Raw genomic sequence first — 12,869 nt, 5'->3', positions numbered from 1 at the left:
ATTCGAATGAAGAAAAAGATAACACTTCTTTTACTTTTAGTATGTACTTTGGTATGCTCACAAGAAGAACCTAAAGTTGGGCTTGTACTAAGCGGTGGAGGTGCAAAAGGGCTAGCACATATCGGGGCGCTAAAAATAATTGAAGAAGCTGGGGTAGAGATAGATTATATAGGCGGCACCAGTATGGGTGCTATAGTGGGTGCCTTGTATGCTTCGGGCTATACGGCTAATGAATTGGATTCGATATTTAAATCAACAGATTTTTCAAAGCTAATTCAAGATAATGTGCCGAGAGGGGCAAAATCATTTTATGAAAAGGACGATTCTGAGCGCTATGCTCTAGGTTTGCCTTTTGATAACTTTAAAGTTTCCTTTCCAGAAGCGATATCCGGAGGGCAAAATATCTACAATGAATTCGTTCGCTTATTGTTCCATGTAAAGGATATAAGAGATTTTAATAAACTTCCAATCCCTTTTTTATGTATCGCTACCAACGTTGAGACCGGCGATCCTATATTGTTAGATAGTGGCTACTTGCCTGAAGCTATTATGGCAAGTGGTACATTACCTTCTCTATTTGAACCAACAGAGTTGGATGGTAAAATATTTATAGATGGGGGTGTGGTCAATAACTATCCAATAGATGAGGTTAAAAATCTAGGAGCAGATGTTATTATTGGTATCGATGTGCAAGATGCTTTGGCCAAAAGAGAATCTTTATCATCGGCAACGGAAGTTTTATTGCAAATAAATAATTACCGTACCGTAAATGATATGGTTAAAAAAAGGGAAGAAACAGACATCTATATTCAACCCAATATCGAAGATTTTTCAGTAATTGATTTTGAAAAGGGATCAACAATTATTGAGATAGGGGAAATTGGGGCAAAAGAAAAATGGATGGATTTAAAGGCCTTGGCGGAAAAAAAACAATCGAAACGGGCAAATCGAATTATAGGAAAAAGTATGGATAGCCTCAGTATCAATAGATTGATTATAGAAGGCAACAATAGATACACCAGAGGATATATCAAAGGAAAGCTGCGTTTTAATCTTGCAGATAAAATTCCGTTCGAGAAATTAAAGCAGGGAATTAATAACCTTGCTGCAACGGGTAATTTTAAAGCGATACGGTACGAGTTGGTCTCAAATGGTCTTGGTACAGATTTGATCTTGAAATTAAAAGAGAATGCCACCAAGATGTATATTAAAATGAGCGCTCATTATGATGATTTATATAAAAGTGCGGCTTTGTTGAACATTACCAGAAAAAACCTATTGCTAAAAGATGATGTGGCGTCATTTGATTTTATTTTGGGCGATCATGTGCGCTACAATTTTCAGTACTACTTAGATAAAGGGTTTTACTGGAGTTTTGGGGTAAATTCGAATTTTAATGACTTTGATAAAGAGGTTGATTTTGGTCTTATACGTTCAAATTTTGATGTGCCCGATGACCCAAATATCAGCGAAATCAATCTTGATGTAACAGACTTGACCAATCAAGTATATCTGCAAACTGTTTTAAAAGAAGAATTTGCTTTTAGCATTGGTCTTGAACATAAATTGTTGCGCTATAGTACAAGAACTTTAAATAATAATATAGGCGCACTAGCAGCTGTTCCTCCTCCTACTGATCGTACTTTTTTTGAAAACAGCAACTATTTTAGCACCTACGGAAAGTTAAAACTCGATACTTATGATGACAAGTACTTTCCGACTAAAGGATTATATTTTGATGGAGATTTTCACTATTACATACTTTCTTCTGATTTTAATAATAATTTTAAGGATTTTTCGATAACCAAGGCACGCATGGGAGGGGCATTTACATGGCTCAAAAATTTGACCTTAAATATTGAAACTGAGGGTGGCTTTAAGTTAGGGACCTCGAATGTATCTTCTTTCGATTTTATTTTAGGAGGATTTGGCAGTGAACCGACTCACAACTTTATTCCCTTTTTCGGGTATGATTTTTTATCACTCCCGGGCAATAGTTTCGTAAAGGCTTACGCCAGGTTGGACTACGAATTCGCTCCAAAAAATCATGCACTTTTTACCGCCAACGTTGCAAATGTAGATGATGACCTATTCAGAACGGGAGAGTGGTTTACAGAACCTAATTTTTCAGGTTATGGCATCGGTTATGGGTTCGAATCTTTCCTTGGCCCTTTGCAGATTTATTATTCATGGTCGCCACAACGGAATGAGAGCGAAGTCCTTTTTAGCATTGGGTATTGGTTTTAGCAAAATATTATCCTAAAAAATGGTAATTATTCTTAAAAGAAAACCAACTATGGTCAAGCTAAGTTAAAGTACGTTAAAACCTGAGATTTCTAAGTTAAGCTGTCATACATTTGTATAACAAGAGGGGTGGTTCCCTCACTACTTTAAGTATTGGTTTTTCATAATTTAAAGTTTGGTTGGTTATTTAGAGAAAGCCCTGATGTAAGCATCAGGGCTTTTTTTGTACAATACTTTGGAATAACTTTTGTTTTAGTAAAAGTAAATGTGCGAATAAAGCCATTTTATATAGTATTTTTAATGTTAGTTTATCTGCTATGAAAAAACTTACTTTCATCATTATTTCATTTTTGATGCTGGGTGTTTCAGCACAACAGAAACCTGCCTACAAGGCTGGTGAGTGGTTGAAGTTCAGAATTCACTATGGCATTTTTAATGCAAGTTTTGCCACTCTAAAACTTACCTCAGAAAACTTAAATGGAACGCCGGTTTATCATGCCGTGGGCAAAGGTAGAACTACTGGTATGGCAAGATGGTTTTTTAAGGTCGATGATAGGTATGAAAGCTATTTTGATAAGTATAACAGCAAACCCTATCGTTTTGTCAGAAAAATAGACGAGGGGGGCTATACTAAGGATATTGAAATAAATTTCGACTACGATAAATCATCCGCTTTACTTGAAGATAAAAAGAACAAGAAAGATTATAATATTGCGATTAATCACAAGGTGCAAGATTTAATTTCGGCCTCATATTATCTTAGAAGTAATTATGATCTTGAAGACTTTAAAGTGGGAGAAAGTATCAGTATTGATATGTTGTATGATGATGACGGAATGTACAAGTTCAAATTAAAATTTTTAGGTACTGAAGTGGTTAAAACCAAGTATGGAAAAGTAGACTGCTTAAAATTTAGGCCTTATGTACAATCAGGCAGGGTTTTTAAAGAGCAAGAAAGCTTAACTTTGTGGGTATCGAACGATTTAAATAAGATTCCTATTCGTATAAAGGCAGATTTGGCCGTAGGCTCGATCAAAGCAGATTTAGATGGATATAATGGACTTAAAAATCAGTTCAAGATAATTATGAAGTGATCACTAAATGAAGAAAGACGAGCTAATTGAGTCCCAAATCAACAAGCTTGAAGAAAAGTTTAAAAATTCAGGACAAGACCTTAGCTCTTACCTCGACGGTCTACTTTACCAAAGGTATTTAACCTATTGGGACTATATTCATCTAGATACGCTTCTAAGTATACAGGTGCCCAAAACACACTTTCCTGATGAGGAGATTTTTATCATGTACCATCAAATTACCGAGCTGTATTTCAAGCTTATTTTGCATGAACAGAAACAGTTGGTAGAAGATAAATCACAAGATCTTGAGTTTTTTATAAACAAGGTGCATCGTATCAATAGTTATTACAAAGCACTGACCTCTTCTTTTAGTATTATGATAAAGGGGATGGACCGTGAACAATTTTTACGTTATCGAATGGCGCTGCTTCCTGCAAGTGGCTTTCAATCTGCGCAATACAGAATGATCGAGATTTACGCCACACCTATGGAAAATTTGGTGCATCACACGCAAAGGGCTGATTTTTCTGTTGCAAATTCTATTGAGGAATTATATGAACACATCTATTGGAAAAAGGGCGCGACGGATATTACTACCGGTGAAAAAACACTTACTTTAAAACAGTTTGAATTTAGATATACCCCAAGATTATTAAGAATTGCCAACCAAGTGAAGGGTAATACGATGTATAGTAAATACCTTAATCTTCCCTCAAAATCAAAGGAGAACAAAGAATTAATCGAGGTCTTGAAAGAATTGGATGTGAACGCCAATGTTAATTGGCCACTAATGCACATGGGTTCCGCATACCGTTATCTGGGTAAGGATAAAGCACCTGTTGATGCCACTGGGGGCACTAATTGGAAAGCGTATTTACCTCCAAGTTTTCAGAAAATAATATTTTTCCCAAATTTGCATTCAGAAATGGAGTTGAATACCTGGGGGAAACAGTGGGTAGATCATATTTTTAATCCAAATAATAAAGCGTAAAATGCATAAATATTGGGGCGCTATTTTAGCATTGACCATCTTTATATCATGTAAAGAAAACAAACCTGTGCAACCAAAAGAAATTGCACAAATACCTATTGAAGAGCCGGTTGTAAAAAGGTTTGGATTCGATTTTGACGGGTACAGCATTGTTCAAGATACTGTTCGCAACGGTGATAGTTTTGGTCAATTAATGCTAAAGAACAATGTAGATTATGAAAAAGTAATTACCATTTCTGAAAAGTTCAGAGATACTTTCGATGTTCGAAAGATTAATGTTGGCAAGCCCTATTTTATTTTAAAATCTAAAGATTCTTTAGAAAAGGCCCAAGTATTCATTTATCAGAATGACAAGATAAATTATACTGTTTTTGACTTACAAGATTCGGCAAAAGTCTATAGGAGTAAAAGAAGGGTAAGTTATAAGGAGCGGGAAATAGCGGGGGAGATCAAGAATTCACTATCTCTTGATATGGATTCTTTAGGTGTTGACTATAATGTGACCTTGAATTTAGCCGATATTTATGCTTGGACTATTGATTTCTTTAGGCTAGAAAAAGGGGATAAGTTCAAAATTATTTATGATGAGCGCTACATTAATGATTCTATTTATGCTGGCGTTGGGCCTATAAAAGCAGCCTATTTTAAACATAAGGGCAAGCCTATTTATGCATTTCCCTACGTGGCAGATTCTTTAAAAAGCCTCACAGATTATTACGACCAAGATGCAAATAACCTTCGAAGTACTTTTTTAAAGGCGCCTATTAAATTTAACTATCGCTTGTCTTCAAGATATAATTTAAGAAGACGAATTGCCTATTATGGCTATAAAGTTAGGCCTCATAAAGGCACTGATTATGCAGCGGCAATTGGAACGCCTATAGTGGCCACAGCAGATGGTACCGTAACGGAGTCTAGAAGAAGAGGGGGTAACGGCAAGTATGTTAAGATAAAACACAATGGAACCTATAGTACACAGTACTTGCATATGAAGGCTCAAAAGGTGAAAAAAGGGGAATATGTCAGGCAAGGTGATGTGATTGGATGGGTAGGGATGACAGGCAATACAGGTGGCCCCCATGTTTGTTATCGTTTTTGGAAAAATGGCAGGCAAGTTGATCCTCTTCGAGAAAAATTACCCTCAGCTGATCCAATAGTCGATTCTTTACGAACCGCTTATTTAGAACATATTGAACCGATTAAGACACAGTTAGATTGTATTGAATATCAAGAACCCAAAGGACAAGAAGAAGATTTAATCACACTTAACCAACAAGATGACACTACCAAAAATCAATCCGACAGCAACTAAGGCTTGGTCAGAACTTGCTTCACACTTTGAAGCTTCAAAAGAAAAACAGTTAAAAGATTTATTTCTTCAAGACCACAAAAGAGCGGCAAAGTTTGCTATTGAATGGAAAGATTTCTACGTAGATTTTTCAAAAAACAGAATTACTGATGAGACCCTATCATTGTTGCTGCAACTGGCCGATGAGGTAGGCCTCAAAGAAGCTATTAGCAGTTATTATAGTGGCGAAAAAATAAACCAAACAGAAGACAGGTCTGTCTTGCATACGGCTTTAAGAGCTAAAAAAGGAGATGCAATTCTTGTTGATGGAGTTAATGTGGTGCCCGAAGTTTATGGGGTAAAAGAACATATAAAAGTTTTTAGCCAGGCTATTATATCAGGTGAGAAAACCGGATTTACAGGAAAAGCCTTCACAGATGTCGTTAACATTGGCATTGGAGGCTCAGACCTGGGGCCTGCAATGGTCACGGAATCCCTTAAGTTCTATAAAAATCATTTAAAGCTTCATTTTGTAAGTAATGTTGATGGCGACCATGTAAATGAAGTGCTCAAAGAACTTAATGCAGAGACCACTTTATTTGTTGTTGTTTCTAAAACTTTTACTACGGAAGAAACCCTTAGCAACGCCACCACGATTAAAGAGTGGTTTTTAAAATATGCCTCACAAAAAGATATTGCTGCGCATTTTGCTGCGGTGTCTACCAATACTGAAAAGATCGAGGAATTCGGAATTGCCCAAGAGAATGTTTTTCCAATGTGGGATTGGGTAGGGGGGCGTTTTTCACTATGGAGCGCCGTAGGCTTATCAATCGCTTTAGCTGTTGGGTATGAAAACTTTGATGAACTATTGGCAGGAGCTAACGAAATGGATGTCCATTTTAAAGAAGCTGACTTCAAAGAAAATATCCCCGTAATACTGGCACTGTTAAGTGTTTGGTATAATAATTTTTACGGTGCGGAAACAGAAGCTATTATACCTTACACCCAATATTTAAGTCGTTTTTCAGCATACTTGCAGCAAGGGATAATGGAAAGTAATGGTAAAAGTGTTGATCGTGAAGGAAACAAAATTCCTTACCAGACAGGTACTATAATTTGGGGCGAACCAGGCACAAATTCACAACATGCATTCTTTCAATTAATTCATCAGGGAACAAAAGTGATTCCGACCGACTTTATTGGTTTTAAGTATTCCTTACATGGAAATAAGGGTCATCACAACAAACTAATGGCCAATTTCTTTGCTCAAACCGAGGCATTGATGAACGGAAAAACAAAAGCCGAAGTAGTAGAGGAACTTAAATCCAATGGTTTAGAACACGACGCTATTGCTAAGTTGGCCAATTTTAAAGTATTTGAAGGAAATAAACCTACCAATACCATATTAATAGAAAAACTTACTCCGAAAACCCTTGGGGCTTTAATAGCTATGTACGAGCATAAAATTTTTGTTCAGGGGATTATTTGGAACATATTTAGTTTTGATCAATGGGGTGTAGAATTGGGCAAACAACTTGCCAAAAACACATTAAAGGATATTGAAAATTCAGATATCGGTAATCATGATTCCTCTACAATGACACTTTTACAAAAATTTAAGAATTAATTCACTTTTTAACAAGCTCAGATTAGTTATAAACAATTGCCTAGTAAGCTTTTAACAAGTTTTGCGTATTACATATCTTAACGTTAGTTTAACACTGCAAAAAGTTTAAAACAAGACTTTTGCAGAGCTAATAAAACAATTAAACACTCAAAACAAATGAAAAAAATTTACTTGGTTATTGTAGCGCTTTTTATTGGTGTTACAGCATTTTCACAGGGGGTTACCACATCTGCAATAGGTGGTAAGATAACTGACAATGCTGGGGAGCCCCTTCCTGGCGCAAGTATTGTTGCTGTTCATACACCTTCAGGTACTGTGTATGGAGCTGCAACAGATTTTGATGGTTTCTACCGAATCTCAGGTATGCGTACCGGAGGTCCTTACACGGTAACGATTTCTTATGTTGGTTTTAATGAAGATGTCAAAGAAGGTGTCTATTTAAATCTTGGTTCAACAGTTAGAATTAGCTCTCAAATGGTAGAATCGGCTACTGCACTTGATGAAGTAGTGGTTACTGCTGTTTCTAATGGGGTATTTGGATCGAACAAAACAGGGACTGAGACCAACATTTCACAACGTCAAGTAGCTACTACTCCAGCAGCTTCACGTTCTATTGCAGATTTTGTTCGTTTAACACCTCAAGCGCAATTGAGTGAGGGTGATGACGGGTTTTCCATCTCTTTGGCTGGGCAGAACAACCGTTATAACGCAATCTATATTGATGGTGCTGTTAATAATGATGTCTTTGGTTTGGCAGGTTCTGGTACTAATGGTGGGCAAACAGGGGTGAATCCACTTTCTGTTGATGCTATTGAAACGTTTCAAATCAACATTGCACCTTTTGATGTTAGGCAGTCTGGTTTCTCAGGAGGTTCTATAAACGCGATAACACGTTCAGGCTCTAATGAATTTGAAGGTTCTGCATACTATTTTACCAGAAATGAAAGTTTGGTTGGTAAAACACCAGGAGCATTAATAAACGAAGGTGATGAGCGTGAAAAAGTAGATGATTTTTCTGCAAACACTTATGGCGTTCGTTTGGGTGGACCACTTATAGAGGATAAGTTATTCTTTTTTGTAAACTATGAAAGAAATGAGACGGAAACTCCTCAGCCATTTACATTCAGTAATTATACGGGTCGCGCATCAGAAGCTGATTTGACTAATTTGAGAAATTTTGTTCAAACTACGTATGATTATGATATTGGTATTTTTGATAATAATACTAGAACTTTAGAAAGTAATACTTTGGTTGCTAAGTTAGATTGGAATATTAATCAAGACCATAATCTATCTTTAAGACATAGCTATGTTGGTGCTGATAATTTGGAAGCACGTAACTCTGGTAACAGAACTATTGGCTTCCTAAATGGTTCTGAATCTTTTGTGTCCAATACCAATTCTACTGCATTGGAATTAAACTCTAGATTTGGCAACAAATTTTCTAATAATTTGGTTGTTGGTTACACTACTGTGCGTGATGATAGAGATCCTTTAGGAAATCCTTTTCCAACCGTTGGAATTCAAGATGGAGACGGTTTTATAAATTTTGGTGCTGAACCTTTTTCAACTGCTAACTTGTTGAATACTGATTACTTAACAATCTCAAACAATTTTGAAATCTACGCTGGTCGTCATACGGTTACTTTAGGTGCGAACGCCGAATTTGCAGATGTTAAAAATTTGTTTTTCGCTTTTAACTTTGGCAGCTATACCTATGAGGATATTTTTGATACGGATGGCAATCTTGTTTCTTCAGGATTGAATGAATTTTTAAATAACAGAGAACCAGAAGAGTTTCAGCACGGGTATTCATTAGTTGGCAGCACTGCAGTTGGAGACGAATCTGACGGTTCTGCTGATTTTAAAACGTCGCAATATGGATTTTACGTGCAAGATGATTTTGCCGTAACCGATGATTTTAAATTAAGTTTTGGAGCGAGAATAGATCTTCCGGTATGGAAATCAGGTCCTGTAAATGAAGATTTCAATACAACTACTGTTGGTATCTTAGAAGCGGCTGGTAAAGATTTACAGGGTGCTCGTGTGGGTCAGGAAATCAGTAATGCGGTTTTCTCTCCACGTTTAGGATTCAATTGGGATGTAAATGGAAACAGAACGACCCAGATAAGAGGTGGTTTAGGGGTATTTACGTCAAGACTTCCTTTGGTATGGCCAGGCGGTACATACAACAATAATGGTATTACCGGTGGATTCTCAGGTTTCTTTAACACGAATGTTACTGAGTTCAATCCAGATGTTAATGACCAAACAAGAGCTGTAGAGCCAGGCACAGGAGGGTTAAGTGGTAACGTAGATTTAATAGCTGCTGATTTTAAATTACCCCAAGTAGCTAAATTTAATATTGCTATTGACCAAAAGCTTCCTTTCTGGGGATTGATAGCTTCTGCAGATTTCTTATATACGGATGTTATCACAGATATCTATTATGAAAACTTAAACATTCCTGCTTCTGTAGGTAATTACGGAGGTGCTGATAACAGACCATTCTATACTAGAAGTTTTGGTGACTTGTTGGACAATACCTATGGTAGAATCATTTTAGCTTCCAATACAGGAGGAGGTAATGCCACCAACGCAACGTTTACTTTGAGAAAACCTTTTGAAAATGGCTTTGCTGGTTCTGTTTCGTATACCTATGGGGAATCTAACAAGATTTTTGATGGTACATCTTCTCAGAACAGCTCCCAATGGAGAAACATCCAAACAGTAAATGGAAAGAACTCAAATATACCTGTAAGTCGTTCTGATTTTGCTCTAGGCAATCGTATAGTCGCTAACGCATCTTACCAGTTGAGTTGGAATGATAATGTTAAAACTACTTTTTCATTATTGTATCAAGGTTTTCAAGGATCACCGTATAGTTTCACTTACAGACCTACCAGAGGTAATGAATTATTAAACGATGACTCAAGGGATAATGCTTTAATATATATTCCAGCAGATGCAAGTGAAATACAGTTCGCCGGTACTCCAGAAGAACAGGCCTCACAATGGCAACAGCTAGATACATTCATTAACAGTATCGATCATTTGCGTGAAAATAGGGGTGGTTATGCTGAACGTAATGGAGAAAGAGGACCATGGAGTCATATTGTTGATTTTAAACTATTACAGGATTTTTCCTTCAACATGGGTGATAAGAAACATACTTTTCAGTTGTCTGCTGATATTTTCAACTTAACGAATTTATTGAATAAGGATTGGGGTCGCTTAAAAAGAGTTGGGAGTAATATAAACCCTTTAACGACTGTCGATACTGATGGGACACCTACTTTTATTATAAACCAAGGCGTTATGGATGACAATGGTAATCCTGATTTTACGGAGTTTGATGATCAAGGAATTCAATCTTCTAGATGGCAAGCGCAGTTAGGTATAAGATACATATTCAACTAAGAAAACTATTTTATAAGTTTAAAACCCCACTAAAAGTGGGGTTTTTTCTTTTAAAGAATTCGTACATTTAGACATCAAAATGCTACTATGGAAATTATAAAAAATCTTCACTCTTACTTTGCTTATGTTGTACTTGCTATTTTAGTTTTAGCTGTTATCAATGCTTTTGCTGGTTGGTTAGGGAAACGAGAGTTTCGATTTGATAAGGACCTGAGAGTAAGTCTTTTTGCACTTATTTTAAGCCACATACAGTTAGTAGTGGGCTTAATACTATATTTTACCTCGGTTAATGGATTAAAAGCCATACAAACCTTAGGAATGGGTGGCTTAAACGCACCAGCAAGATTACTTGCTTTAGAGCACCCATTAATAAATATTATAGCACTTGCTTTAATTACTATAGGGTGGTCACGTCATAAAAAGAAAACAGAAGATACCGCTAAATTTAAAAGTATTGCCATATTCTACGGACTTGGCCTTTTATTGATTTTAAGCCGTATTCCATGGTCTCAATGGTTTAACTAATTATTTGACTACAGTAATTTTAAAGTCGATTTTAGAATCAACATCATACGCCGCAAAAGGTTCAACGATTTGTTCGACACCATTATAGGTAGCTGATAACACATCTAGTAAAAATAACCCACATTCATCGGCGGCGCCATGCTTTAAATCGATTACTAAGGTGTCGTTTTCGTTTTCATTCAGTTTTATGACCCAAGTATTTTCTCCTTCTGGGCCTAAAAGCTCTAAAACGATAATATCTTTGACCGATTCTGGCAGGTTAGGTATTTTAGATTCATCAAAAACTACAGGGCGGATGACAAAACCATCTTTCTCGGCACTAATGTCAAGCCCAGGGTAGGTATCGTTAGCAATGAGATTTGTTCCATTGGCGTCTACCAATTCAACATACATTGACTGAACAATGACATCAACACTACTGCCATCGGGCAAAGCACATGGTACACCATCATCACTTTGGTTACATGAGATACTGACCAAAAAGGCCATTAAATACAAGCCTGCTTTTTTCATAGCTCTTTTCTCACAAGATGCAAAAAGTTTGCAGCGTTGCGTAAGGCACACAATTATTTATATGCTTTTATGAGATATAGATATATAGGAAAATGATCGGCATAGCCACCTTGGTACGTTGTGCCCACGTAGGTTCTATAGGGATAGCTTTTGTATCTGCCGCTTGCAGTTTTTAAATATGGTGGTGCAAATACGCCAGCTTTCCAAAAAGAGTATTCATCTTTTTCTTTGTCAATAAGGTTTGATGTAAAAAAGAACTGATCGAACAGATTCCATTTGTCCCTGTAGGCCAAAGTACCGACGCCATTTCTAAACAGTTTTTCCATGGGGTTGAATAAAGACAGACTATCCAATTGTTTTATTTTTCCTTTGGTTTTCAATACTTTTTTAAAACTTGTATCACGAGGGTCATCATTAAAATCTCCCATACTAATAATCTTGGCATAAGGTTCTATATCTTGAATAGAATCAATTATTCTTCTGTTCAATTCTGCCGCTTTTCTTCTATAGGGTTTACTGCGAGCTTCACCGCCACTTCTAGATGGCCAATGGTTCACGATAAAGAATATTAGTTCTTCATCTAAAAGGCCATTGACAACAAGTTGGTCTCTAGTATAATCTCTATAACCTTCTTCATTAAATAAGAGTAGTCTATGGCTTTTGAAAGAAGTGGGTAGAAATGAAGCTTTCTTGTATAACAAGGCGACATCTATACCTCTTTCATCCGGAGAGTCTAAATGGATGATTCCATAATCGTTTTGTTTGAGATTTTTATGCTGTACCAAATCATTGAGCACATTTTTATTTTCTACTTCGCATAAGCCAATTATATCTGGTGAGGTTTTGGTTAGTTCTTTTCCAATTTCTGAAAGCACTTTAGAAACATGTTCAATTTTCTTTTCGTAACGTTTTTGGGTCCATTTGTAACTCCCTTCAGGGGTTCTTTCATCATCAAAAATCAATGTGTCATTAACAATGTCAAATAGATTTTCAACATTGTAAAAGGCAACAGTTTTTATTTTAAAGGTCTTTTTAGCTTGACTAAAAACTAGAAAGGGAATACATGTTATTAGTAATAATAGAACTCTCATTGTAAAATAAAAATAAGGTAACATTTCAAATTTTTATTCTAAGTCCAAGGAATTTCTTACATTTTAGGTATCATTAAAGTACAGATTGCCATTT

9 protein-coding genes are annotated in these 12,869 nt (G+C 36.3%); 7 read left to right on the top strand and 2 right to left on the bottom strand.

The features are described 5' to 3' along the window. Positions 1–6 precede the first annotated feature (6 nt). The 7 genes from ACZ1GR_RS08825 (at position 7) to ACZ1GR_RS08795 (ending at position 11,171) form a co-directional block, all read left to right on the top strand. Complete coding sequence (locus tag ACZ1GR_RS08825) at positions 7–2,247, top strand: patatin-like phospholipase family protein (RefSeq protein ID WP_472611808.1); 2,241 nt, start codon at positions 7–9, stop codon at positions 2,245–2,247. A 314-nt stretch (positions 2,248–2,561) separates the two neighbouring features. After that, positions 2,562–3,338 (top strand): DUF3108 domain-containing protein, encoded by a 777-nt coding sequence (locus ACZ1GR_RS08820; RefSeq protein WP_472611762.1) that lies wholly within the window; start codon positions 2,562–2,564, stop codon positions 3,336–3,338. A 7-nt stretch (positions 3,339–3,345) separates the two neighbouring features. Beyond that, positions 3,346–4,311 carry a tryptophan 2,3-dioxygenase family protein gene (locus tag ACZ1GR_RS08815; RefSeq protein WP_472611761.1) on the top strand — a complete coding sequence of 322 codons (966 nt, stop codon included), beginning with the start codon at positions 3,346–3,348 and terminating at the stop codon, positions 4,309–4,311. A 1-nt stretch (position 4,312) separates the two neighbouring features. Then, the gene (locus tag ACZ1GR_RS08810; RefSeq protein ID WP_472611760.1) at positions 4,313–5,623 is read left to right on the top strand and encodes a peptidoglycan DD-metalloendopeptidase family protein; all 1,311 of its coding nucleotides are present in this window, start codon (positions 4,313–4,315) and stop codon (positions 5,621–5,623) included. Beyond that, the gene (gene pgi, locus ACZ1GR_RS08805; protein WP_472611759.1) at positions 5,589–7,226 is read left to right on the top strand and encodes a glucose-6-phosphate isomerase; all 1,638 of its coding nucleotides are present in this window, start codon (positions 5,589–5,591) and stop codon (positions 7,224–7,226) included. The genes ACZ1GR_RS08810 and pgi overlap by 35 nt, the downstream gene beginning before the upstream one ends. A 156-nt stretch (positions 7,227–7,382) precedes the next feature. Further along, positions 7,383–10,646, top strand: coding sequence for a TonB-dependent receptor (locus ACZ1GR_RS08800; protein WP_472611758.1), 3,264 nt, complete (start codon positions 7,383–7,385; stop codon positions 10,644–10,646). An 87-nt stretch (positions 10,647–10,733) separates the two neighbouring features. After that, complete coding sequence (locus tag ACZ1GR_RS08795; protein ID WP_472611757.1) at positions 10,734–11,171, top strand: hypothetical protein; 438 nt, start codon at positions 10,734–10,736, stop codon at positions 11,169–11,171. Here ACZ1GR_RS08795 and ACZ1GR_RS08790 read toward each other — a convergent pair whose 3' ends face one another. Together ACZ1GR_RS08790 and ACZ1GR_RS08785 are read right to left on the bottom strand one after the other, a co-directional pair. Continuing rightward, positions 11,172–11,684 (bottom strand): hypothetical protein, encoded by a 513-nt coding sequence (locus ACZ1GR_RS08790; RefSeq protein ID WP_472611756.1) that lies wholly within the window; start codon positions 11,682–11,684, stop codon positions 11,172–11,174. It abuts the gene before it with no gap. A gap of 53 nt (positions 11,685–11,737) precedes the next feature. Next, positions 11,738–12,775: an endonuclease/exonuclease/phosphatase family protein gene (locus ACZ1GR_RS08785; protein ID WP_472611755.1), complete on the bottom strand. Its 1,038-nt coding sequence runs from the start codon at positions 12,773–12,775 to the stop codon at positions 11,738–11,740. Positions 12,776–12,869: the final 94 nt, after the last annotated feature.

The organism is Croceitalea sp. W27, assembly GCF_055693185.1.
Note: the sequence above shows the minus strand (reverse complement) of the source record. Positions and strands in the feature narration are given on the sequence as shown.

Excerpts from the sequence above, each read along its gene's own strand:
- ACZ1GR_RS08825 (WP_472611808.1), top strand. The coding sequence starts at position 7 with ATGAAGAAAAAGATAACACTTCTTTTACTTTTAGTATGTACTTTGGTA.
- ACZ1GR_RS08820 (WP_472611762.1), top strand. The coding sequence starts at position 2,562 with ATGAAAAAACTTACTTTCATCATTATTTCATTTTTGATGCTGGGTGTT.
- ACZ1GR_RS08815 (WP_472611761.1), top strand. The coding sequence starts at position 3,346 with ATGAAGAAAGACGAGCTAATTGAGTCCCAAATCAACAAGCTTGAAGAA.
- ACZ1GR_RS08810 (WP_472611760.1), top strand. The coding sequence starts at position 4,313 with ATGCATAAATATTGGGGCGCTATTTTAGCATTGACCATCTTTATATCA.
- pgi (WP_472611759.1), top strand. The coding sequence starts at position 5,589 with ATGACACTACCAAAAATCAATCCGACAGCAACTAAGGCTTGGTCAGAA.
- ACZ1GR_RS08800 (WP_472611758.1), top strand. The coding sequence starts at position 7,383 with ATGAAAAAAATTTACTTGGTTATTGTAGCGCTTTTTATTGGTGTTACA.
- ACZ1GR_RS08795 (WP_472611757.1), top strand. The coding sequence starts at position 10,734 with ATGGAAATTATAAAAAATCTTCACTCTTACTTTGCTTATGTTGTACTT.
- ACZ1GR_RS08790 (WP_472611756.1), bottom strand. The coding sequence starts at position 11,684 with ATGAAAAAAGCAGGCTTGTATTTAATGGCCTTTTTGGTCAGTATCTCA.
- ACZ1GR_RS08785 (WP_472611755.1), bottom strand. The coding sequence starts at position 12,775 with ATGAGAGTTCTATTATTACTAATAACATGTATTCCCTTTCTAGTTTTT.